Raw genomic sequence first — 24,421 nt, forward strand, 5'->3', positions numbered from 1 at the left:
TTTTGTTCACCGCCTATACTTAAAGTGATTTAGGCCGTGAATTTAAGAGGGTCAGATGAAGATAACAACATGTATTCTACTATTAAACCTTTGTTTTTTAAGTGCGTGCAATAGTACTGCTAATCAACCTCTGTCGCCCCCAAAAGCGCTTACCCAGATTAAAGATTTCAACATTTTGGAGATCGAAAGCCAAAAGGATATCTTTACATTAACGCCCAGTATAAAAGAACGCCTAGACATGAGTTTTCCTGAGGGTCAACGCTCTATCCGCAGTGCAAAGCGACTCATGCAATTTTTGCTCGATAATGGTGATGAATCCCTCTCCTATCAGTCAGGTGCGACACTTACTGCTGCGCAAGCCTATAACGACTTAAATGCGAACTGTTTATCACTTTCTATACTCGCGTATAGTCTTGCTGAGCATTTGGGCTTATATGGACAATTTCAAAAAGTACACATCCCTGAATATTGGGCTTTGAATAATGGGTTTAATTTACTCACAGGACACATTAACCTAAGGGTGAAAGAAAGAGGCAAACAGCTCACGAACCTCAGGGTCATTTACCCGCAAGAACGCGCTTTAGTCATTGATTTTGACCCTAATAGCCGTCAAGAATCATTTAAAACCAGTTATATTGATAAAGCACGCATTACTGCAATGTTTTATAACAACAAAGGCGCTGCCGCTATGCTCGATGAGAGCTACGATTTAGCTTACAGCTATTTTACCGGAGCGATTAAAGTTGATCCAAAATATTCAGGCGCTTGGGGTAACTTAGGGGTACTGTTACGTTTAACCGAACACTTTAAACAAGCCGAAGCAGCTTACCTGCATGCGATTGATCTTGATGTGAACAATCACACTGCGCTTGGCAACTTAGCGCTTATCTATAAGCTCACTGACCGTGAAAAAGAAGGAGAAGATATTCTCTCTAGGCTTGATAACAAGCGCCAATCCAATCCTTACTATCATATTTCTTTGGGTAATGATGCATATGCCGCAGCGCGCTACCAAGATGCCCTCAAACACTTCAAAAAAGCACGTGGTCTTAATATTAAGCTTCATGATTCTGACTTTGGTCTTGCTAAAACCTACTACCAATTAGGGGATTTAAAACTTGCCAAAAAATACTTAACATCCGCTAATAACAAAGCTGATTTTGATCATGATAAAAAACGCTATGAAAGCAAATTACAGGCTCTTCGCTCCCACACAGCTAAGCTCAATCATTACTAGTTGTCTGTTACTTATTCTAAGTGATAAGGCAGTTGCAAATGCACAAACCTTTCTTAAAAAGGACATTACAGCACTTACATCCAGCCAATTTTATGGCAGGAAAACAAATACGCTTGGTGCAAAACGTGCGGGTGATTTTATTAGTGAGCGCTTCTCGGAGCTAAACTATAACGTACGTAAACAACACTTTGAGTATGATGCTCCTTTTAATCAAAAACGCTCAGGCGTTAATATAATCGCCACGCAGAAAACAACATGCATTGATTGCAAAACGATCATTTTCACCGCTCACTACGATCACCTTGGGCCAACAGGGAACCGCTATTACCCGGGTGCAAACGATAATGCCAGTGGCGTAGCTGCGCTGTTGTACTTAGCACATTATTTAGCGCATCAGACTCGACAGTACAACTTAGTTTTTGTCGCTACGGATGCTGAAGAAAACGGTTTACACGGCAGTAAATATCTTGTCTCCACACTTAATTTAAGTGATATCAAATTAAGTATAAACCTTGATATGTTAGTAGTTAATAAGCGTAAGCCACGCATTTATGCGTATTTAGATAGGCAATCTAGTAGTCAGTATAAAAAAGCGTTAACTATGCTCTCTGATAAGGAATTAACATTTATAGTCAGCAGTTCATCAGCACGACTCAATAGATTACTCGGCACTAATATTAACTGGCGTAAAGCAAGTGATCACTACGCATTTGCCAAAGCGGATATTCCTTTTATTTATTTCGGCATGGGTGATGATAAACATCACCATCAAGTAACAGACACGCTAGAACATATCGACTTTCAGCTTTATGAGCAAACCATCTTAAAAATAGCGAAGTTTGTGACTTACTTAACAGGTAGTTGAGTACGCAATACAAACTGCTTTTTTTGTATTTTGGTTAACTTTTTCACACGCGCCTCTAATTTACTCGCCTCGCTGCGGGTGCCAACCTTTTGTTGGTATACTAGCGTTAAAGGTCCTTTGCCTTTTAAATTCTTAGCCCCTTTACCAGCCTCGTGTGCGGCAAAACGTTTTTCAACATCAGTACTTATCCCTGTGTACCAATGCCCTAAACGCGTCTGAACGATATACAAATGCCACACAGCATCCACACTCTCGCGCTTTTTTATTGATTCAGGTAAACTTTTTATCGTGTCTGTGGTCAAATTTGTGCCTCGTAAACGTCAATCTCAGCAAAAACAATTGTTGAAAAGGGTTTTACCTTCTGTGACTAATCGGTATCATGCAAAGTATAAAAAATAAGGATTCAAACAAATAATGCAGTCGTTTAAAACTTTCTCTTTTTGGCTCGTGCTTTCCCTTGCTTTAACTGCTACAGCAGGTTGTTCTAGCTGGGTTTATCGTATCAACATTCCCCAAGGTAACTTTTTAGAGCAGTCTGATGTTGATAAGCTACGAGTAAACATGACTCGTGAGCAAGTAGTTTATGTCCTAGGCAAACCCGTGGCAGAAGACTCTTTTGATAAAAGCACTTGGCATTACCTTTATGTATTTAACATTGGTCGTGATAATGAGCAGCGAAAATCGCTCACTGTAAACTTTGAGAACGACAAGCTGGTTTCTATTTCAGGTGATTACGATCAACCAAGCGAATTCAATACTCCTCTAGAACAAGAATAAGTTCTAACACAAGAAAAGGTAGCTACGTGCTACCTTTTTTATTTGGGCCGTCCACCCGTTATTTTATTCGCTCGCCCCTCTTCCTTTGCTTTTTCTGCTCGGCGTCTGCGGGCATCCTTAGGGTCAGCAATCAAGGGACGATAAATTTCAATTCGATCGCCTTGTTTAACTTCTTGCGTCAATTTACACGTTCGATTCCAAATACCTAAGGTCAAATTACTTGCATCTATTTCTGGGCACTTTTCGATAATTCCAGACTTAATAACTGCCTGCTCAGCCGTTGTGCCTGTTGGCACTTCAACGAGTAAACTGGTTGCTGTTGTCGGTAGTGCAAACACGACTTCTACACTGATCATAAACGAGCTCCATAAACCGTTTTAGCGCGCTGAGTGAAGGCATTCACCATATTCTTCGCAACTTCATTAAATACCTTGCCAAATGCAAGCTCAATAAGTTTACTTGCAAACTCAAACTCTAGATGTAATTGCACTTTACAAGCTTTGTCATCTAAAGGTAAAAAGTGCCACTTCCCTTTTAAAGTTTTAAATGGGCCATCAACTAGTCGTAATGACACAGTTTGATCATCGATGAAGGTGTTTTCAGTCGTGAACCACTTTTTTAAACCCGCTTTAGAAATCTCTAAGCTGGCTGTCATACCAGAGGGCTGTTTTGAAACAATTTTTGCATCTGAGCAATGTGGCAAAAACTCTGGGTAAGCATCTACATCGTTGACTAAATCAAACATTTCTTTGCTGCTGTACATTACCAGCGCACTTTTTTCTATTTGTGGCATATTCACTCCCAACTGTGTCGACGAATTTTAGCAAGCTTTAGCTATTTCCCCAAATTTTCGTACTAGTATAATTTACGCAAAGCCTTAAAAAAGCGATGTAAAAACGCTGTATTTACGTATAATATGGGACACTATGGCTAAGAAAAAATCATCTAAATCGACAAGTAATACCATCGCGCTGAACAAAAAAGCGCGCCATGAGTATTTTTTACACGATAAGTTCGAAGCAGGGGTTGAACTACAGGGCTGGGAAGTAAAAAGTATCCGAGCAGGTAAAGTAAACATCTCTGAGACTTATATTCATATTAAAAACGGCGAAGCATTTTTACTTGGCAGTCAAATTCAGCCTCTCAATAGTGCTTCAACACACGTGATTTGCGATCCACTTCGTTATCGTAAATTACTTTTAAATAAGCGTGAGATCGATCGTCTTATCGGTGCAACAGAGCGTGAAGGTTACTCACTGATCGCAACGGCTATGTACTGGAAAAAATGCTGGGTGAAGTTGGAGTTCCACCTTGCTAAAGGTAAAAAGATGCACGACAAACGCGAAGACGGAAAAAATAAAGATTGGGCTCGTGAAAAAGAGCGCCTAATGAAGCACAAAGCTTAAAAATAATATTAAAGCCTAACTTTTTTGTTAGGCTTGTACCCCTTGAAAACACACACTTCACTCTCCAAAAAACCATCACCAGCTTGAAAACCCATACCTTTTTGCTATTTGAAAACACTTCATTTACATGGTATCAATCTTTTTTGTGATATTAGTTCACAATATTCTCACATTGAAACAAGGATTGAATTTTATGAAGAACTCCCATCACTTTATGCAACGACCACTTTATGCATTTACCATTGCAGCGTTAGCAGGCACAAGCTTTATGTCTGTTGCAGCTCAAACAGATGGAGCTGAAAAGGTCGAACGTATTGAAGTAACAGGTTCTCGCATTAAACGCTCTGATATTGAAGGCCCATCGCCGGTGCAATCTATCAGTCGTGCAGACATTGATAATATGGGCTACGACAACCTACAACAACTTTTAGAACGTATGCCCGTAGCCGGTAATGGTACATTTTCTACTCGTGGTAATAACCAAGACTCTACAGCGAACGGGGCTGCTGCAGTGAGTTTACGTGGCTTAGGCTCTGATGCCACGCTTGTGTTAATAAATGGCCGCCGAGTGTCTATTAGTGCATTTGCTGAAAGCATCACTAATTCATTTGTTGATATTAACTCAATCCCTGTATCAGCTATTGAGCGAATCGATATTTTAAAAGATGGAGCATCGGCTATTTATGGCTCCGATGCTGTAGCTGGTGTAGTTAATATCATTCTAAAGAAAGATATAAATGGGCTAGAAGTTAACCTAGGTTATGGTGGTACAGATGGGCCTAGTTATGAAGAAAAAACAGCCAGTCTAGTTTGGGGTACGAGCACTGAAAAAAGTAGTGCATCTATCATTATTGATTACTTCAATAACACAGCTTTATCATCAGATGAAATGGGGCGACTAGGTACTGCAAACCAAGAACCCTATGGTGGTATGGACTTTCGCTCATCGCGCGGTTTTCCAGGTTACTTTTATGTAGATGGTGAAAAAACGATTGACCCATCGTGTCCTCCAGACAGAGCTAAAGAAAATGGTAATTGTTTATTCGACTATGGCCCGTATGGTTATATTACGCCGGCATCTGAGCGAGTTGGTGCGATTTCTCAATTTGAATACAACTTTGATAATGGTATTTCAGCCTTTTTAGAAGTGGCGGTTCAACATAATTCATCACAAGCAGCTGGGGCCCCTACTCCACTTGATGAAGACGCAGGACTAACCGTTCCAGCAAGTCATCCGAATAACCCTTTTGGTCAAGATATTGATATTGGTCGTTATCGTACAGTGGATGCAGGAGCACGTCAGTGGGATATTGAATCAGATACACTACGCTTTGTTGCCGGAGTCAAAGGTGAAATTAGTGACTGGAGCTGGGAAGCTGCGGTACAAAAAGGCCGTAGTAAATCAATGCAAACTGGCGACAGAAGCCAAGGTTGGGTGCGTACAGACTTTTTACAACAAGAAATCGACGCGGGTAACTACAACCCGTTCGGCGGCACCTATAATAGTCAAGATGTTATTGATCGTATCACAACAAGCCTAGTGCGCCGTGGTGAATCACATATGACATCATTTGATGCAAACATCAGTGGTGAAGCATTCAGCTTTGGCGATGATGTTGTGATGATGGCTGCCGGTATTGAGTACCGCGAAGAAGATGTTAGCGACATTCCAGATGATCAATTCCAACGCGGGTTAATTTTTGGTACTGAATCTGTTTCAGCGGCTGCTGAGCGTGATCAATATGCTGCCTATATCGAGTTTTCAATTCCACTTGCCGACAATCTAGAGCTACAACTTGCTGGTCGTTACGATGATTACAGTGACTTTGGTTCGACTACAAACCCTAAAGTAGCAGTTCGCTGGGCTCCAACAGACTCTATTACCGTTCGAGGTTCTTGGGCACAAGGGTTTAGAGCGCCATCGCTTGCACAAATAGGCTTGGGACCTTCAGAAGAAAGCCAGTTCTTTGTAGATACCTACCGATGCCAAGCAACTGGACAAGATTGCGATGCGCTTGATTACAACATTCAATTTGCAGGTAATCCAAATCTTGAAGCTGAGGAATCTGAGTCGTGGAACGTCGGCTTTATTTGGGCGCCAACGGCTGAGTTTGGTTTTGGTGTGGATATCTGGAGTATCACTCAAGATAATAAGATTGACGAGCAAGAGTTCGGCCCTATTTACAATGAGAATTGTAATGACCAGAACAGTACTGTATGTGTTCGACTTCCGCCTCAGGATGGTTTGAGTCTAGGTGTTATTCAAAAAGTACACAGCACATTTGAAAATGTCTCTTCGCAAGAAGTTTCAGGTGTAGATGTATCAGCAAACTATACGCATGCAATGAATGACTATGGATTCTTGAAATTCAATCTAGAGTGGGCCTACCAAGATGAGTTCAAAAAAGATGGTCGTGATTACACTGGCGAGTACCGTTACCCTGAACATCGCTGGATTTTCAGCACAAACTGGGAGATGGGCGACTTTAATACGAATGTAAACGTTAGTTACATTGGCGAGTTTGAGGACACTCCAGATATTAACTTCGATGGTGACCTTGATTTTGACAGCAATACTTCGCGTATGGTTGACTCACAAACATTAGTCGATTTACAGACCGCTTATAACTTCTCAGATAAATTAAAGGTCTCTGTGGGCGTTAATAATGTATTTGATGAAGATCCACCATTCGCAATTGGTGATGGTGATGGCGACTTATATGGCTATGTATCAAGTGTACATAATCCACGTGGCCGTTACTTCTACACTAAGTTAACGATGCGTTTTAATTAAACTAATCAAGACTTAAAAACAAAAACCCGCCAACTGGCGGGTTTTTTTAACTCTTTAACTCAGGCCTAAATTATAGGTCGCCTTCGTTTTCAGAAAGGAACTTAGCAACGCCTTCAGGGCTTGCGTCCATGCCTTTTTTGCCTTCAGTCCAACCAGCAGGACATACTTCACCGTGCTCACTGTGGAATGCTAGTGCGTCAACCATACGGATCATTTCGTCGATGTTACGGCCTAGTGGAAGGTCGTTAACTACTTGGTGACGTACGTTACCTTCTTCGTCGATTAGGAAAGAACCACGGAAAGCAACACCTGCTTCTGGGTGCTCAACGTCATATGCTTGACAGATTTCGTGTTTAACGTCTGCAACAAGTGCATATTTCACTTGACCAATACCACCGTCAGCAACGGCAGTGTTACGCCATGCATTGTGTGAGAATTGTGAATCGATAGAAACACCGATTACTTCAACGCCACGCTTTTGGAATTCTTCAAAACGTTTGTCGAAAGCGATTAGCTCTGAAGGACATACGAAAGTGAAGTCTAACGGATAAAAGAAGATAACTGCTTTTTTACCTTTGATAGTTTCTTTTAGGTTAAAGTTTTCAACGATTTCACCGTTACCAAGAACAGCTGCTGCAGTAAAGTCTGGTGCCTGACGGCCAACTAATACACCCATTTTAATCTCCAAATATTTGAGTTTATTTCCAATTGCCTACGCAATACTTACTAGTATATGGTTACGAAAAATCAAAAACCAAGGGTAAGCACTGATAATTAGCAAGATAGTTTAAAGAGGTTACAGACAAATGAACAATCGAAAAAAGCGATATGTGCAATCGAAAAAATTGATTCGGCTAAATTGATGGCTGAGCAACTAAAAGTCAACTCCTATCCATTCTATAAAGTGCAGGAATAAACAATCCTTTCAATAACTTAGTAGGTTTTTCTAAAAATAAGAAACCCAGCATCAAGCTGGGTTTTCAGGTGACAGTTAATACTTTAGAAATATTAATCCATTATATCTTCTGGCATATCACCACGGATCTGCTGCCAGATTTCACCTGTTTGATGACCGTATTTACGCATCATAGAAATCGCACCATCATGTTCACGACGCTCTGCCAGTAAAGTTAAGTCTTTATAAAACTGACGCGCTAATTCACGGGTACGTGAATCAGAAAAATAATGGCAACCAATTTTTGAATAGAAGCCTTTAAAGCCATTTAAAATTAGTACATAAATGCGATTATTTCCCGCAATAGCTAACTCATGGTGTACTTTGTAGTCGTAGTCAGCAAACGCTTGCGCACTGTCTTCAAGCTGCTCACTTTGCGATAAAATTTCGATTACGCGTTCAGGTGCAAGCTTGATCGCTGCACGCGTATAAATGGCGCTAATATTGGTACGTGCAGACAGTAATTGGTCGGTTAACTCAGGCATTTTGTCTTCATCAAGCCGTGCTAACGTTTCAAGAATATTCAGCCCAGATGTTTCCCAGAAATTATTTACACGCGTTGGTTTACCATGTTGGATTGTTAACCAACCATCTCGTGCTAAACGTTGTAGCACTTCACGAAGCGTTGTGCGGGTAACACCAATTAGTTCTGAAAGTTCGCGTTCAGCAGGAAGAATTGAGCCAGGCGGAAAGTCACCATTCCAAATAGATTCAACAATGTATTCTTCAGCAAAACCTGCTGGACTTTTCGCTTTAAAAATTCTCATTCAATTTCCACTTGAGTTAGCACCTACTTCTATCGCAAAAAGCGATCAACTCACTGATTGTACCAGATGATCAGCAACTAACAAGCAAAGTAAGTACCCTGCGGATAAAAATCTCTTCGCAATGAAAAAATAAACTAACTTTAAGCTAAGATTATAATTAACCACCTAAGACTTTAGAGCACTAAGCGCTTAGTCTTGCTAGCCTATGAAGATCAGTCACAGAAAATAAATTAAAAAAAGCGAGTATAAACTCGCTTCTTTAACGCCCTTAAAGCAATAATCAATCAAGTACTTTGGCATCATTGGCTTTATTTAGCAGACTGCGACTTTGCGTTAAGAAGTGTGCGGTAGCATCACTAAAATACTCTTTAGCATCTGCAAAGCCCTCTATCAAAGCTGCTTTATTGCCAGTTTTTAGTTTTTCTAGCGTGTCGGCAAAGGTCGCTTGATAATTAGCAAGTAAGTCTTCCACATCATCAAATTGCGCTAACATAATATCCGAGTAAAGCTCTGGTGACTGAGCAAAAAGCCGCCCTACCATCATCAGCTCTAATTGATAAATAGGAGAAGAACAGCTACGAAGCTCTGCAAGTGTATGGCTTTGCTTTGCTAAGAATTGACCATAGACGAAGGTTGTTAAGTGACGCATGACCTGAATGATTTGCATCGCTTCATCGTGTTTTTTTGCTTCCATTTCGACAACTTGACAACCCCACACTTGCAACTGTGCTAATAAGCCCTGTGCAACCTCATGATTGCGTCCCTCACAAACAACAACTGTTTGCTTAACCCAGTGAGAAATGTCGGGACCAAACATCGGATGTAAGCCTACAACAGGACCATTATGTGCCGCCATTAGTGCTTTTAATGGTTTTTGCTTCACCGACGTAATATCCACAAGCAAACAGTCATCATCAAGCTTAGGCAAAGCTGCAACAACCTGTTCTAATGCGTTGATTGGCACACTGACAAGTACAAGCTTAGCCCCCTCCAAGATAGCTTCACTCTCTGCTTGCTGCTCTTTATCTAAAATACGCACTTCATAACCTGAGCGAATAAATTGCTGTGCAAATAATTGCCCCATCGCTCCTTTTCCGCCAACAATGACTATAGGTGATAATTGAGGAGCTGAGCAGGCTAAATTTCCTTGTTGATTTTGGTACGCTTCACGCATCATACGACGTAAAATATCTTCAACTAACTCTGGGTTAACACCTTGGTTAACCGCTTCTTGGCGACGCGCTGCCAATAAATCTGCTTCACGATCAGGGGCATGTAACGGGGCGCCGATTTGTTGCTTAATTGCCCCTATTTTTTCTGTAATGCTATTACGCTTTGCTAGCAATGCCACTAATTGTGCATCGCACTCATCTATTCCTGCTCTTAAATCAGCTAATTCATTCACTGTCGCCACGTTACTACACCTCAAACCCTAAACGTAAATATATATATACAAAAAAGTAAAGCTTACAATACAGATTATAGTAACAGCATAAACTGCAAAGTACAAAGCCCTAAGGAGCTAACAAATAGAGGAAACACGAGTCATCAATGTATGACCGGACAAAGTGCAAAGAAGGGTGAAACAAAGGATAAGCTTATAGAGAGTTGCTTTGTTAAAAACCAAAACGGGTTGCAACCCGAAGGCTGCAACCCGTTTTTTTTGCGTTGATAAACAGCGCGTATTAGTTAAGTTTTTCTCTAATACGTGCAGATTTACCAGAACGCTCACGTAGATAGTAAAGCTTAGCACGGCGAACTGCACCGCGACGCTTAACTGTTACGCTGTCGATAAGAGGGCTGTGCGTTTGGAATACACGCTCAACACCTTCACCGCTCGAAATTTTACGAACTGTGAATGCTGAGTGAAGACCACGATTACGCTTAGCGATTACAACACCTTCAAAGGCCTGTAGACGCTCTTTGTTACCTTCTTTTACACGTACCTGTACAACTACTGTATCACCAGCGCCGAATGCTGGTACGTCTGTTTTAAGCTGCTCTTCTTCAAGCGCTTTAATAATATTTTGGTTTACTTTTGCCATTATATTTCTCACTTTCCTAGGTGTAACTGTCTTCTAGCCACAAGCTTGTTGGTACTCTTGCTTGAATTCTGCAAGAAGTGCCGCTTGCTCCTCAGTCAGAGCTAGGTTATGCAACAAGTCAGGACGACGTAACCAAGTTCTACCTAATGACTGCTTTAAGCGCCATTTCGCTATCTCTTGGTGGTTTCCGCTGAGTAATACAGCAGGCACCTGTTTATCATCCAATATTTCTGGCCGTGTATAATGAGGACAATCAAGCAATCCATCCGAAAATGAATCTTGCTCTGCTGATTGGTTGTGACCTAGCACACCAGGCACTAATCGTGCGACTGCATCAATTAATGTCATAGCGGGTAACTCACCACCACTCAGAATAAAATCACCTATTGACCATTCTTCGTCAACATATGATTCTATGATTCGCTCATCTATACCTTCATAGCGACCGGCAATCAAAATCAGTTTTTTAGAGCTTGCGAGTTCGCTTGCCCCTTGCTGATCTAATTTGCGCCCTTGTGGGGACATATAAATTACTTTAGCACCATCACCCGCCGCTTTTTTTGCGTCAAGAATGGCTTGTTTCAATGGTTCAACCATCATTAACATACCAGGACCGCCCCCATAAGGACGATCGTCCACAGTTCTATGCTTATCAGTAGCATAGTCACGTGGATTCCAGCAGTTAAAGTCGATTAGACCATTTTTAACTGCGCGACCAGTTACCCCTTCATTGGTAATAGCGTCAAACATGTTCGGGAAAAGGCTTATCACCCCTACCCACAATGAACTCGTTTGTGACATTAAAACCCAGGATCCCAGTCTACGGTAATTTCTCTTGCCTCGTGTTTAACTTCTTTAATAACAGAGTCTGTTAAAAATGGAATTAAACGTTCAGCTTGGCCAAATGCATCTTTTTTGTTTGCTTTCACAACCAAAACATCATTTGACCCTGTCTCCATTAGGTCATCAACCGTGCCTAAATTATAACCTTTATCAGTTACAACAGACATGCCGATGAGATCTCGCCAATAGAATTCACCTTGCGGTAATTCTGGTAGCTGCGCTGCATCTACAGAGATTTCAACATTGGTCAAAGCCATTGCTTCATCTCGGTCGTTTACTTGCGCAACTTTAGCGATAAAGCCTTTGTTGTGGCGACGCCAGTCGACCACTTCTAAGGTCTGCCATTTACCTTGTTGCCCTATCAACCATGGGCTGAAATCGAAGATCCCTTCGGGATCATCAGTAAATGAATGCACCTTAAGCCAGCCCTTTATACCATAGGGGGCACCGAGCTTTCCTACAACGATTATCGAGGTGTTCTCTTGACTCATGGTTACACTTACGCCTATTAAGCCGCTTTACGAGCGTCTTTAACTAATTTAGCTACGCGATCTGAAAGAGATGCGCCTTGACCTACCCAGTGTTCAACACGAGATAAATCTAAACGTACTTTTTCTTCCTGACCAGAAGCGATTGGGTTAAAGAAACCTACTTTCTCGATGAAGCGACCGTCACGCGAGAAACGGCTATCCGCAACCACAATTTGATAGAAAGGGCGTTTTTTAGCGCCACCACGTTGCAAACGAATAGTTACCATACCGTCCTCTAAATAGATTGACTGTTTTCATTAATAAGATTTACTCCCCAATACGGGAAGCTGGGGAATTGTACGAGTTTTTTGCAACATTGCAAGTAAGAAGTGATGCAAAATGTAAGTTTAGTTGATTAAACACTGATCTGCGCCAGAGATCTTAACTTTGCATACTGATTGCGCATAATTTATCCATTAAAAAAGGAGCTATTTGCTCCTTCTTTAAGATAAACACTATAAAGGTGGTATTAAAACTTAGGGCCTCCGCCCATCATACCAGGCGGTAACATGCCTTTCATGCCACGCATCATTTTCTTCATGCCGCCTTTGCCTTTCATTTTCTTCATCATCTTTTGCATCTGCGTAAATTGCTTCAGCAATTTATTGATTTCTTGCACCTGCGTACCAGAACCTGCTGCAATACGTTTTTTACGAGAGCCTTTGATGATTTCAGGGCGCGCACGCTCTTTTGCAGTCATTGAGTTAATAATCGCTTCCATTTGTACAAACGTTTTATCACCCATTTGCCCCTTAACTGCATCAGGTAAGTTTTGCATGCCTGGCAATTTATCGAGCATTGACATCATACCGCCCATGTTTTTCATCTGACGAAGCTGCTCTGCAAAGTCATCTAATGTGAAGCCGTCACCTTTAAATACTTTTTCAGCAACTTTAGCCGCTTTCTCTTTATCGACTTTCATTTCGACTTCTTCGATTAATGAAAGTACATCACCCATACCTAGGATACGAGAAGCAATACGGTCAGGGTGGAATGGTTCAAGTGCATCTGTACGCTCACCCACACCCATAAACTTAATTGGCTTACCGGTAATATGACGAATTGATAGTGCAGCACCACCACGGGCATCACCATCCGTTTTCGTTAAGATCACACCACTTAAAGGAAGCGCTTCGTCAAATGCTTTTGCCGTATTTGCAGCATCTTGACCTGTCATTGCATCAACAACAAATAAAGTTTCGATTGGGTTAATCGCGCTATGAAGTGCTTTGATTTCATCCATCATGTCGTTATCAACATGCAAACGACCCGCGGTATCGACTAACACGACATCGATAAATTTCTTCTTCGCATGGGAGATAGCATTATTTGCGATATCAACCGGCTGTTGCGAAATATCACTTGGGAAGAACTCAACGCCCACTTCATCTGCCAGTGTCTCAAGCTGTTTAATTGCCGCTGGACGATAAACGTCAGCACTCACAACAAGTACCGATTTCTTTTTACGCTCTTTTAAAAATTTAGCCAGTTTACCGACACTCGTCGTTTTACCCGCACCTTGCAGGCCTGCCATCATTACGACAGCTGGCGGCTGCGCATTAAGGCTTAGCTCTTCATTCGCTTCACCCATGGCTTTTTCAAGCTCTTCGCGCACAATTTTAATAAAGACTTGGCCAGGGCTTAAGCTTTTAGTGACTTCAACACCCACTGCACGTTCTTTAACTTGCTTAACAAACTCACGAACAACAGGTAGTGCAACATCCGCTTCCAAAAATGCCATGCGGACTTCACGTAATGTATCTTTAATATTGTCTTCAGTTAGGCGTCCACGACCACTGATATTTTTTAAGGTTTTACCTAAGCGTTCTTGGAGATTCTCAAACATGTAAAGGTTCCGATAAAACGTGTTTCGCCTGTTCATTGGGCTATAAAAAGCCAAAACAGGGGAAATTAAAATTTCAATTCTTAACAGTATACCGTAAATGGTGGTCGACAATACAGTGTTCAAGTGTGCAGTTTGAGTTTCTTTTTACAAACTCTATGCTTTTTCCTTGCTATAAAATACAATGGCATCAAAGAGACAAGGATTTATCGATATAAATTAAGTGGCCAAAACACGATGATTATTAGTTTAACTATTATTGCTAGTTTGTTTTATGTGTTAGCAACGTCGCACGTACTATCACGCCTTTTTCACAAACAAGGTCCGAGCCAGAAACTCACGGTCATTTTAAGCACGGTTGCTATCCTTGCCCATATGCTGTTATTGGTTAACTCTGTATTTCGTGCAGATGGCCAAGATTTAAGTATTGTGAATGTTGCTTTACTAACATGTTGGGTTATTGTTGTTTCTGTCACAGCTGTTTCTTTAAAGTTCCCAGCAACACTATTACTGCCTGTTGTATATGGGTTTGCTGCAATACTTACCTTAGCAAGCTTGTTTATTCCTCATCACGTAATTTTGCATACTATTGATGTCGAGCTTGGACTGGTTACACATATTTCCCTGTCTTTATTAGCTTACTGTGTGCTTATTATATCGACTCTTTATGCCATTCAGTTTTACTTCATTGATAAACGCTTAAAGCGTAAAGATTTAGCAATAGTGCACAGCCACTTACCCCCATTAATGGTGGTTGAACGTCAGCTATATCAATTACTTACTTTAGGGACGATTTTACTCACCTTTGCCCTGCTATCTGGCTTTATTTTCCTTGATGGCATGTTTGCTAGTGAGTTTATTCATAAAACAATTCTATCTTTGTTTGCATGGGTTATTTTCACCGTTGTGACTATCGGTCATCTGCGTAAGGGTTGGCGAGGGAAGCCTGTGGTATTTTCGATCATGATAGCCGCATTTATCTTATCTCTTGCTTATTTTGGCAGCCGTTTCATACAAGAAGTGATACTAAATAAGTTTTAACTTGACTCAGCAAGCTGTCTCTAGCTTAATATGCATTGGTTTATAAAAAAAGGATCCATCGTTGGACGACATATCGACTAGTACCCTGTTTATTGTATTGGGATTATTGATACTTATTTCTGCTTATTTTTCTGGTTCTGAAACTGGAATTATGTCAATTAACCGTATTCGCTTGCGCCATTTAGCAAAAGAAGATCACCGTGCAGCGAAACGCGTCAGTAAACTGTTAAGCCGTCCTGATAGACTAATTGGTCTGATCTTAATCGGAAATAACCTTGTTAACATCGCAGCAGCGCAAGTCGCTACGATTATAGGGATTCGCCTGTATGGTGACCTTGGTATTGCTATTGCCACTGGTGTATTAACGCTTGTAGTGCTCATTTTTGCTGAAGTGACGCCTAAAACACTCGCAGCGCTGTATCCTGAGAAGGTCGCTTTTCCAAGCTCTATTATCCTCAAAGGTCTATTAAAAATACTGTTTCCGTTTGTCGTTATCGTGAACTGGATGACCAATGGTATGTTGCGCCTCTTTGGCATTACCACAGCACAAATTGAAGAGCACAGCCTAAGCAAAGAAGAGCTAAAAACGGTGGTAAATGAATCAGGGGCCCTTCTTCCTGCTCGCCATCAAAGCATGCTGACGTCTATTTTAGATTTAGAGCAAGTCACCGTAGAAGATATCATGATCCCTCGAAATGAGATTGTTGCAATTGATATCAACGATGACTGGAAGCTTATTAGTCGCCAATTAACACATGCACAACACACGCGTGTACTGCTTTACAGAGACCAAATTGACGATGCAGTAGGCTTCATTCATTCACGTGATGCGCTACGCCTATTAACAAAAGAGCAATTTGATAAACCTTCACTATTACGTGCCGTTCGCGAGATTTACTTTATTCCTGAAGGGACATCACTCAATACACAACTTTTAAAATTCCAACAATCAAAAGAGCGAATTGGTCTAGTTGTGGATGAATACGGTGATATTCAAGGTCTCGTGACACTTGAAGATATCTTAGAAGAAGTGGTTGGAGATTTCACAACAACACAAACTCGTACGCCAAGTGAAGAAGTAACAGAGCAAGACGATGGTTCTGTGCTTGTCGACGGTGGCGCTAATATTCGTGACTTAAATAAAGAAATGAACTGGGAGCTCCCTATAGATGGGCCAAAAACTTTAAGTGGTTTAATTGTAGAATATCTTGAAGATATTCCAGATGCGAACTTAAGTTTGCGTATTGCTGGCTACCCTATCGAAGTATTAGAAGTAAAAGAAAATATGGTAAAACTGGTTAAAGTAATACCCAGTAAACGTATTCAAGAATAAGAAAAGGAGTAGCTTGCTACTCCTTTTTTATTACGTATATTACCGCCTCTGAAGTTTCACATTTTTGTGCTAAAGAGCACACTTTCATATTAATTCGTCTAGTATTGGTCCGATTAAGTTTATTTACATGGAGCAATAATGGACGATATTTCAATCGAAAAAGTATATAACCAAGCTATCGAATTACTCATGTTATATGGGCCAAAATTTATTTTAGCTATTTTAGTCTTGGTTATAGGGTGGTGGTTGATTGGCCGCATCGCCAACATGGCCGAAAAATCAATGAACAGAGTAAAATTTGAAGCAGGGCTCACACACTTTTTGGTGTCATTTATTTCAGTCATTTTAAAAATACTCTTGCTGATTTCTGTTGCCTCTATGATTGGCATCGAAACCACCTCATTCATCGCTATGTTAGGTGCTGCAGGCTTAGCCGTTGGCATGGCACTGCAAGGTAGTTTAGCTAATTTTGCAGGTGGTGTTCTGATTTTATTCTTTAAACCGTTTAAAGTCGGTGATGTTATTGAAGCACAAGGTTATATGGGGAAAGTTGTTGAGATTCAAATTTTTGTCACTGTGCTACTTACTTATGATAATGAAAAAATAATCATTCCAAATGGCGCTTTATCAAATGGCTGTGTAAAAAACAAATTTGCAGAGCCTACACGTCGTGTTGATATAGAGTTTGGTATTAGTTATGGCGATGATGTCCAAAAGGCGCGAGAAGTGCTTATGGGTGTGTTGAATGACTATGAATTAGTGCTAAAAGATCAAGAAGCGAAAAAGCCGGTGGTACATGTTAGTCAACATGGCGATAGTCATATTGGTATGCTGGTATGGGCATGGGTTGATTCAGAGAATTACTGGCCGGTGTATTTTGGCTTGTATGAAAAAGTAAAAATTGCTTTTGATGCAGCGGATATCACCATTCCGTTTCCGCAACGGGATGTACACATTCACCAATTTCCTGGCAAATAATTTATCATTAAAAAACCCACATTATTGTGGGTTTTTTAATTAAATAAGTGCTAACTAAACAAGCGCTCAAACCAGTTTTTATCCAACTCATCTTCGCATTTTCTAAGTTGTGCACCATAACGACTTGCTCGATGCTTAACTTTATTTGCCACACTCATCAACCATTTTTTCTTTTTATACGTACCACGTTTATAACCGCCCCACCCTTCATGATAATTAAGGTACTGTGCGTAAGCATCCCACTTAGAAACACCATTTACTTTATGTGTTTTGTAAACAAACCACGCCATAAAATCGATGGCATCATCGAAATCATCTCTATCTGCACCGCTGTTACCGGTTTCACGAATATAGTCTGACCATGTAGGGGTTTTTGCTTGTGAGTAACCATAAGCTGAACTTACACGTCCAATTGGGATGATCCACAGAAAGTATTCCATAGGCGGCGTTGCATCATGACGAAACGAACTTTCTTGATACATCATGCTCATTAATACATGTTTTGGCGAGCCCCACTTGTCTTGAGCATCGCGAGCATCATAGTACCAATCTGGTTTTTCTTCGAAAATTTTACAAATATCATGAGGTTGCTCAGGAGGAGCTGTAGCACAACCAGCCAAAGCCGCGGCCAGCGATAAAATAATTATACTTTTTTTCATTTTTTTATGTATCTCGCTGAACTTTTTCTTAGTTGGTCAGTCTGAACTTATGAATGCAGTAGTATAGCATTGTTTCATCCCTGAAGAATCTTTGACGCAGCCTCCCTAGGCTGCGTTTTTTTATGCCTAAAATGTATTACTTCGCCTTTGCAAAGTAATCATCTAAAAATGCAGTGAAAGACACATCATCTTCAGCTTTTACATCGCGCTCTTTTGCTACCGACTTAGATGCTTGCTCTGTTAAAAAAGCGTCATCATAAAATTGATAATCAGCGGCTTGGTGGTTTTGCTTATATTGCTGTGCAAGTGTTAATGCAAACTCACCATTATCTTGGTTAGTGTTTGCTAACATATCAATATATCGCCCTGAGAATGTTTTATTTGGCTCACTGACCCAGGTCGCAAGCGTTGCGACTATTTCACTGTAATAACTTACGCCATAGGCAGCATCCATATATTGCGCCACTGGCTTTAGTTTATCAAATATTGACATTGCCCATGCCGTCAAGCTAACTTGCTCACCTTGTTTTGTCAGTTGCAAATCAGGACTACGCCCTTCGTTTACAACAGCATCAAGGTTTTTAGTACTGAGGCCTTGCTCTTGCCAGTCCATCGTTGGTGAGTCACTTAACAAGCAATAAGTTAAAAATACATCTAAAAAGCGGATCTGTTGTAAGTCGATACCCGTTTCACTAAATGGATTGACATCTAAGGCACGTACTTCAATGTATTCAATTCCACCTCGTAGCAAAGCATCCGTAGGGGTTTCTCCACTAGCAGCATTTCGTTTAGGCCTAATCGGTGAATAGAATTCATTTTCAATTTGGAGAATGTTTTTATTCAGCTGTTTTGGTGCTTCACTGGTGTAATCATCAATATGATTATAAATATTTGATGGTGTATTAATGGCTTCTTTTAAACCAGCAACGTATTCATCTAACGAGTTGTACATCACACGTAAAGAAGATTGTGCACTGTTCGTATAACCTAAATCACCAAGACGTAAAGCAGTGCCAACCTCTAAGTAAAGTGTACCTTTACCTAACTTTTTAAATGGCAGCTCAGTTTGACGCCCTTGAAGAAAAGAATGACATAACGCAGGGGAAGCACCAAATAAATAGCTAATTAACCAAAGTTCACGTTTAAAATTACGAATTAAACCTAGGTAACCGTCTGATATAAAATCTGCTAAGTCCTTTGTGCTATCACTTAGCTCATGTAGCCCCTGCCATAACGTGTCAGGGAACGAAATATTGAAGTGCACACCAGCAATAGCTTGCATCATACTACCATAACGATTTTTAAGCCCTTCACGGTAGAGTGTTTTCATGCGACCAATATTTGAGTCACCAAATTGCGCCAGCACAATGTCATCTTGGTTATCAATAAAGCATGGCATACTAATAGGCCATAACAATTCGTCCCCCATTTGAGACAAGGTAAACTTCTGTAAATCTTTAAGCTGCGCTAATGTTTGCTCAGGTGAGGTACTAACTGGCGTAATAAACTCTAATAAAGATTCTGAAAAATCTGTAGTTATATGATCATTGGTCAGTGCGCACCCTACTCCTTGCGGATGCCCCTTCTTTGAAATAACACCGTTAGGTTTAATCCTTAATGCTTCTCGCTCGATGCCACGTTTAATCCCATTAATTGCGGTTGGATAGTGTGCCGATAACGCTTGTAGCGTTTTGTTTAAATCATGTTTTATCAAAAATGCTTCCTCGAGCCACGTGGCTTTAATCCCAAGTGTATGGGGGCAGAATATAAATTCTCAAGAGAAAAATTAGAATCTCTATCTATGCAACTGTAATTAATGTCGATACCCTGACAACTCCATCACTTAGTCATCATCTTGCCATTCAGATAACTATAATACAATTGCTTTGATAGCACTTCATTGATGCGAAATTGTTTCGCTAATCAATAATGAGACCTCATGCCAATAAAATTTATTTCAATTACGACCTTTTGGTTAAGCCTTAAACACATGTTTTCAGACAAGACATTGTTCTAGATCAATATTTATATGAAATAATTCAAAGTTTCACTTAATTAACATAGTTACTCTTCCCTTACATTTTTCTGAGACTATAATCCGCACATAGTAAAAAAGTACATTTCAAGGACTAAAATGCGTCGTGGTCAAGAAACAATCAATCAGGAAGTAACCTACTCTGAACATCAAGAGCTTGTCTCAACAACCGATTTACGTGGAGTAATCACCTACGTAAACAAAGAGTTTTGCACCATAGCAGGCTATAGCGAGGAAGAGCTGCTGGGTAAGAATCACAATATGGTTAGGCACCCAGATATGCCAAAAGCTGCATTTAAGGAGATGTGGGAAAAACTCAAACAAGGTCACTCATGGCGAGGCATGGTGAAAAACCGCTGTAAAGATGGTCGATATTATTGGGTTGATGCATTCGTAACCCCTATTTATGAACACGGGCAATTAGTTGGCTATCAATCAGTACGTACAAAACCATCAGAAGAGCTCAAAACACGAGCCATGGCACTATACGAAAAAATAAATAATGGTAAATCTATTTCATCTTTTCGTGAAAATATTTCATTGCGACAACTCACTTCTGTTGTTATCGCGGCTGTGGCTATTTTTGCGCTTGGTTTGTTGACATCAGCAGTCATCGCGGCGAGCACTTTTATGGTTGCAGCACTTCTTGTTGCTCTTAATTATGACGAGCTAATAGTGACCCCTACAGAGCTTAAAAAACAGCGTGCTGAGTTTGACTCTGTGTCTCGTTATGTCTATTCAGGCGCTCATCCATTTAGTGTTGCGGCCTATAATCAGCAAATGTTAGCAGCAAAACTGCGTACGGTTCTTGGCCGTATTAAAGATTCGACCTATTCATTTAAAGATATTGCTACAAACTTAGATAGGCAATCTTCATTAACTGAGCAAGGAATTGCAGCCCAAGGTCAACGCTTGGGTGATATTGCAACAGCAATGACGCAAATGAGTGCAACCATTGGTGAAATATCTGCAAATACACACCACACAGCAGAGAAAGTAAATACGACTTATCAAAGCTGTAACGACATTAAGCTACACATAGAAGATAACAGCAGCATGGTGTCTGCACTTGCAAACCAAGTTGAACAAGCTGCAACCACGGCTAACTCCCTAGCCAGTGAGGCGGATAAAATCGGCCAAGTTATGAGTGAAATTGAAGGTATTGCAGAGCAAACCAACTTATTAGCACTCAATGCAGCGATTGAAGCCGCCCGTGCTGGCGAGCATGGTCGCGGCTTTGCTGTGGTAGCCGATGAGGTACGAGCTCTTTCATCTCGTACTCAAAATGCGACGTCACAAATTCACAGCTCAATCAAAGAAATTCAAGATACTTTATTCAGTTGGTCAAAAGTAATGCAATCAACTAAAGAGCAAGCTGATAGCTGTGTAAGCACAACTACACATACACAAACCGAGCTTGCGAGCATTTTTGCACAAATTGATGAGATCTCTAGCCTTGCAACAGAGATTTCAACTGCGGCGGAAGAGCAACAAGTGGTCAGTGTTGATATTCGTACAAATGTAGATAGCATCAAAGGACACAGCGAAGAAAACTTAAAGCTAAGCTACAACGTAGCAAAAGATGCTGCGGGCCTCGTTGAGGGCTCACGCAAAGTGAACGATATGCTGTTAACTTTTAAAGTATAAAATATATTGATAAAAACAAAGCCGCATCAATTGATGCGGCTTTTTTATATGCGGTTAATTTAGCGATTAGAAAAAACCAATCCATTTTCATCGGCATCAATATGAATAATGGCACCTGGCTGATAATCTCCAGCTAATAAGCGCTGCGCCAACGGGTTTTCAATGGTATGTTGAATAGCGCGTTTTAAAGGCCTTGCCCCATAAACCGGATCAAAACCACTTGCGGCAATGCCCTCTAGGGCAGCATCGGTCACTTCAAGAAGATAGCCTTTTTCAGTTAAACGCTCACGAAGCTTACTTAACTGAATATCAGCGATTTCTTTAATGTGCTCGTTGGCAAGTGGATGGAATACCACCGTTTCATCAATACGGTTAATAAACTCTGGACGGAACTGACTCACTAAAACGCCCATCACTTTCTCTTTTAAGGTCGCATAGTCATTTGAACCTGCTTGCTCTTGGATAATGTCCGAGCCTAAGTTAGAGGTCATAATGATAACGGTATTTTTAAAGTCAACGGTGCGACCCTGACCATCCGTTAAGCGGCCATCATCAAGAACTTGTAGTAAGATGTTAAATACATCAGGGTGCGCTTTTTCAACCTCATCCAGTAAAATAACTGAATACGGACGACGACGCACGGCTTCGGTTAAATAGCCACCCTCTTCATAACCTACATAGCCTGGAGGCGCACCCACTAAACGTGCAACCGAGTGTTTTTCCATAAACTCTGACATATCAATGCGCACCATGGCATCTTCAGTATCAAACATAAAACTAGCCAACGCTTTAGTCAGCTCAGTTTTACCCACCCCTGTTGGGCCTAAAAATAAGAATGAACCAATTGGACGATTTGGATCAGCAAGCCCTGCGCGAGAACGGCGAATGGCATTAGCCACAGCCACAACCGCTTCATCTTGACCAATTACTTTATGATGCAATTGATCTTCCATTTGCAGTAGCTTTTCGCGCTCACCTTGCAGCATTTTCGATACAGGAATACCTGTCCAACGCGATAAAATCTCCGCAATTTCATCTTCACCAACTTGATTTTTTAGTAAGCTCATTTCTTGCATTTCCGCTTGTGATGCAAGGTCGAGTTTACGCTCAAGTTCAGGAATACGACCATATTGAAGTTCTGACATGCGCTGTAAGTCACTAGCACGACGTGCCACGTCTAAATCAAGACGCGCCTGTTCAAGCTCAGCTTTAATCACTTGCGTGCCTTGTAATGATGCTTTCTCGGCATTCCACACTTCGTCTAGCTCGCGGTATTGCGCTTCCAGTTCAGTGATCAGTTCTTGCATTTCTGTGCGGCGTTTTTGGCTCGCTTCGTCTTTTTCTTTAGCAAGGGCATTATCTTCCAACTTCAACTGGATAATACGGCGCTCAAGCTTATCTAAAGACTCTGGCTTTGAGTCAATCTGCAAACGAATCGACGAGCCAGCTTCATCAATGAGGTCAATCGCTTTATCAGGCAATTGACGATCGCTAATGTAACGATGTGATAACTGCGCAGCAGCAACGATGGCCGGATCGGTAATATCAACTGAGTGATGTAATTCATAGCGCTCTTTTAAGCCACGTAAAATCGCGATGGTATCTTCAACTGATGGCTCATCAACAAACACTTTTTGAAAACGACGTTCAAGTGCTGCATCTTTTTCGATGTATTGACGATACTCATCAAGGGTCGTCGCACCCACACAGTGAAGCTCACCACGTGCAAGAGCAGGTTTTAACATGTTACCCGCATCCATCGCACCATCCGTTTTGCCTGCACCCACCATGGTATGAATTTCATCAATAAAGAGGATCACTTGGCCTTCTTCTTTGGCAAGTTCATTCAGTACTGACTTTAAACGCTCTTCAAATTCACCACGGTATTTGGCGCCTGCGACCAAGGCACCTAAATCAAGCGATAAAACGCGTTTGCTCTTTAGCCCCTCAGGCACTTCACCATTAATGATGCGTTGCGCTAAGCCTTCGGCAATCGCCGTTTTACCCACACCTGGCTCACCAATTAATACAGGGTTATTTTTGGTACGACGTTGTAATACTTGAATCGTGCGGCGTATCTCATCATCGCGGCCAATCACAGGGTCTAGCTTGCCTTGCTCTGCGCGCTCAGTGAGATCGATTGTGAATTTTTTTAATGCCTGACGAGTTTCTTCAGCATTAGGGTCATCCACTTTTTGGCCACCACGAATAGCCTCGATTGCTGCTTCAATTTTACTCGAAGTAATATTAAGTGCTTTAAAAATATCACCTAGTGGACCTTTGTCTTCGCATGCTGCAAGAACAAATAGCTCACTTGAGATAAATTTATCTTTACGTTTTTGCGCGTATTTATCACACAGGTTTATCAACGAAACCATGTTATTTGATAGTTGAACATCGCCGCCAATACCTTCAACTTTAAATAGTTTCTCGATTTCTTGCGATAACTTGGTGTTTAATTCATCAGCACTCACGCCTGCTTGAGCTAACAGCGCACGCACACTCGAGCCATTTTGCTGAAGCAAAGAATACATCAAGTGTACTGGCTCAATAAATTGATGATCGCGCCCAAGCGCTAATGACTGCGCATCTGAAAGCGCAGATTGAAATTTACTTGTAAATCTATCTAAACGCATGAGGGTTTACCTATTAAAAAATCTAATTGC

23 protein-coding genes are annotated in these 24,421 nt (G+C 41.1%); 9 read left to right on the plus strand and 14 right to left on the minus strand.

Annotation, left to right across the window (positions count from 1 at the left end):
• Nucleotides 1-55 precede the first annotated feature (55 nt).
• Entirely contained in the window at nt 56-1,237 is a 1,182-nt protein-coding gene (locus tag NYF15_RS09575) for a tetratricopeptide repeat protein (RefSeq protein ID WP_371353413.1), read from the plus strand.
• Nucleotides 1,182-2,102 carry a M20/M25/M40 family metallo-hydrolase gene (locus NYF15_RS09580; RefSeq protein ID WP_371353414.1) on the plus strand — a complete coding sequence of 307 codons (921 nt, stop codon included), beginning with the start codon at nt 1,182-1,184 and terminating at the stop codon, nt 2,100-2,102. Before NYF15_RS09575 ends, NYF15_RS09580 begins: the two co-directional genes overlap by 56 nt.
• Here the strand turns inward: NYF15_RS09580 and NYF15_RS09585 are convergent.
• The gene (locus tag NYF15_RS09585) at nt 2,084-2,404 is read right to left on the minus strand and encodes a GIY-YIG nuclease family protein (protein WP_130151268.1); all 321 of its coding nucleotides are present in this window, start codon (nt 2,402-2,404) and stop codon (nt 2,084-2,086) included. The two genes, NYF15_RS09580 and NYF15_RS09585, sit on opposite strands and share 19 nt — an antisense overlap.
• 112 nt (nt 2,405-2,516) lie before the next feature.
• Here NYF15_RS09585 and NYF15_RS09590 point away from each other — a divergent pair, with 112 nt between their 5' ends.
• Entirely contained in the window at nt 2,517-2,879 is a 363-nt protein-coding gene (locus NYF15_RS09590; RefSeq protein ID WP_130151267.1) for an outer membrane protein assembly factor BamE, read from the plus strand.
• A gap of 38 nt (nt 2,880-2,917) precedes the next feature.
• Here NYF15_RS09590 and NYF15_RS09595 read toward each other — a convergent pair whose 3' ends face one another.
• A complete protein-coding gene (locus tag NYF15_RS09595; RefSeq protein WP_130151266.1) occupies nt 2,918-3,235 on the minus strand; it encodes an RnfH family protein in 318 nt (105 codons plus the stop codon).
• Nucleotides 3,232-3,672 carry a type II toxin-antitoxin system RatA family toxin gene (locus tag NYF15_RS09600; RefSeq protein ID WP_130151265.1) on the minus strand — a complete coding sequence of 147 codons (441 nt, stop codon included), beginning with the start codon at nt 3,670-3,672 and terminating at the stop codon, nt 3,232-3,234. Before NYF15_RS09600 ends, NYF15_RS09595 begins: the two co-directional genes overlap by 4 nt.
• A gap of 133 nt (nt 3,673-3,805) precedes the next feature.
• On the opposite strand from NYF15_RS09600, the gene smpB reads away from it, so the two are divergent.
• Together smpB and NYF15_RS09610 are read left to right on the plus strand one after the other, a co-directional pair.
• Complete coding sequence (smpB, locus tag NYF15_RS09605; RefSeq protein WP_062570541.1) at nt 3,806-4,285, plus strand: SsrA-binding protein SmpB; 480 nt, start codon at nt 3,806-3,808, stop codon at nt 4,283-4,285.
• A 193-nt stretch (nt 4,286-4,478) separates the two neighbouring features.
• Nucleotides 4,479-7,079, plus strand: coding sequence for a TonB-dependent receptor (locus NYF15_RS09610; protein ID WP_371353415.1), 2,601 nt, complete (start codon nt 4,479-4,481; stop codon nt 7,077-7,079).
• Between the two features lie 70 nt (nt 7,080-7,149).
• Here the strand turns inward: NYF15_RS09610 and NYF15_RS09615 are convergent, their stop codons facing one another.
• The 8 genes from NYF15_RS09615 to ffh all read right to left on the minus strand — a co-directional run bounded on the left by NYF15_RS09615 (nt 7,150) and on the right by ffh (nt 14,065).
• On the minus strand, nt 7,150-7,755 hold the full coding sequence (locus NYF15_RS09615; RefSeq protein ID WP_054551729.1) for a peroxiredoxin C: 606 nt from the start codon (nt 7,753-7,755) through the stop codon (nt 7,150-7,152).
• Nucleotides 7,756-8,087: 332 nt separating this feature from the next.
• On the minus strand, nt 8,088-8,801 hold the full coding sequence (gene fadR, locus NYF15_RS09620) for a fatty acid metabolism transcriptional regulator FadR (RefSeq protein ID WP_062570539.1): 714 nt from the start codon (nt 8,799-8,801) through the stop codon (nt 8,088-8,090).
• Nucleotides 8,802-9,081: 280 nt separating this feature from the next.
• On the minus strand, nt 9,082-10,215 hold the full coding sequence (tyrA, locus tag NYF15_RS09625; RefSeq protein WP_371353416.1) for a bifunctional chorismate mutase/prephenate dehydrogenase: 1,134 nt from the start codon (nt 10,213-10,215) through the stop codon (nt 9,082-9,084).
• Between the two features lie 271 nt (nt 10,216-10,486).
• Complete coding sequence (gene rplS / locus NYF15_RS09630) at nt 10,487-10,846, minus strand: 50S ribosomal protein L19 (RefSeq protein ID WP_004587324.1); 360 nt, start codon at nt 10,844-10,846, stop codon at nt 10,487-10,489.
• Nucleotides 10,847-10,879: 33 nt separating this feature from the next.
• Nucleotides 10,880-11,647 (minus strand): tRNA (guanosine(37)-N1)-methyltransferase TrmD, encoded by a 768-nt coding sequence (trmD, locus tag NYF15_RS09635; RefSeq protein WP_371353417.1) that lies wholly within the window; start codon nt 11,645-11,647, stop codon nt 10,880-10,882.
• Complete coding sequence (gene rimM / locus NYF15_RS09640) at nt 11,647-12,180, minus strand: ribosome maturation factor RimM (RefSeq protein ID WP_062570536.1); 534 nt, start codon at nt 12,178-12,180, stop codon at nt 11,647-11,649. Before rimM ends, trmD begins: the two co-directional genes overlap by 1 nt.
• A gap of 17 nt (nt 12,181-12,197) precedes the next feature.
• Nucleotides 12,198-12,446, minus strand: coding sequence for a 30S ribosomal protein S16 (rpsP, locus tag NYF15_RS09645; protein WP_036967110.1), 249 nt, complete (start codon nt 12,444-12,446; stop codon nt 12,198-12,200).
• Nucleotides 12,447-12,688: 242 nt separating this feature from the next.
• A complete protein-coding gene (gene ffh / locus NYF15_RS09650; RefSeq protein WP_371353418.1) occupies nt 12,689-14,065 on the minus strand; it encodes a signal recognition particle protein in 1,377 nt (458 codons plus the stop codon).
• A gap of 234 nt (nt 14,066-14,299) precedes the next feature.
• Here ffh and NYF15_RS09655 point away from each other — a divergent pair, with 234 nt between their 5' ends.
• The 3 genes from NYF15_RS09655 to NYF15_RS09665 all read left to right on the plus strand — a co-directional run bounded on the left by NYF15_RS09655 (nt 14,300) and on the right by NYF15_RS09665 (nt 17,414).
• Nucleotides 14,300-15,103 (plus strand): inner membrane protein YpjD, encoded by an 804-nt coding sequence (locus NYF15_RS09655; protein WP_130151263.1) that lies wholly within the window; start codon nt 14,300-14,302, stop codon nt 15,101-15,103.
• 61 nt (nt 15,104-15,164) lie between these two features.
• Entirely contained in the window at nt 15,165-16,436 is a 1,272-nt protein-coding gene (locus NYF15_RS09660) for an HlyC/CorC family transporter (RefSeq protein ID WP_083515358.1), read from the plus strand.
• Nucleotides 16,437-16,574: 138 nt separating this feature from the next.
• Nucleotides 16,575-17,414 (plus strand): mechanosensitive ion channel family protein, encoded by an 840-nt coding sequence (locus NYF15_RS09665; RefSeq protein WP_371353419.1) that lies wholly within the window; start codon nt 16,575-16,577, stop codon nt 17,412-17,414.
• Nucleotides 17,415-17,464: 50 nt separating this feature from the next.
• On the opposite strand, the gene NYF15_RS09670 is transcribed toward NYF15_RS09665, so the two are convergent.
• Together NYF15_RS09670 and gshA are read right to left on the minus strand one after the other, a co-directional pair.
• Nucleotides 17,465-18,073, minus strand: a complete 609-nt coding sequence (locus NYF15_RS09670) for a transglycosylase SLT domain-containing protein (RefSeq protein ID WP_130151261.1) — start codon at nt 18,071-18,073, stop codon at nt 17,465-17,467.
• A gap of 136 nt (nt 18,074-18,209) precedes the next feature.
• The gene (gene gshA / locus NYF15_RS09675; protein WP_371353420.1) at nt 18,210-19,787 is read right to left on the minus strand and encodes a glutamate--cysteine ligase; all 1,578 of its coding nucleotides are present in this window, start codon (nt 19,785-19,787) and stop codon (nt 18,210-18,212) included.
• A 420-nt stretch (nt 19,788-20,207) separates the two neighbouring features.
• On the opposite strand from gshA, the gene NYF15_RS09680 reads away from it, so the two are divergent.
• Entirely contained in the window at nt 20,208-21,755 is a 1,548-nt protein-coding gene (locus tag NYF15_RS09680; protein WP_371353421.1) for a methyl-accepting chemotaxis protein, read from the plus strand.
• A gap of 59 nt (nt 21,756-21,814) precedes the next feature.
• Here NYF15_RS09680 and clpB read toward each other — a convergent pair whose 3' ends face one another.
• Nucleotides 21,815-24,391, minus strand: a complete 2,577-nt coding sequence (clpB, locus tag NYF15_RS09685; RefSeq protein WP_130151258.1) for an ATP-dependent chaperone ClpB — start codon at nt 24,389-24,391, stop codon at nt 21,815-21,817.
• Nucleotides 24,392-24,421: the final 30 nt, after the last annotated feature.

The sequence above is a fragment of the Pseudoalteromonas sp. 68 DY56-GL68 genome (assembly GCF_041414825.1).
Taxonomy (GTDB): Bacteria; Pseudomonadota; Gammaproteobacteria; order Enterobacterales; family Alteromonadaceae; genus Pseudoalteromonas.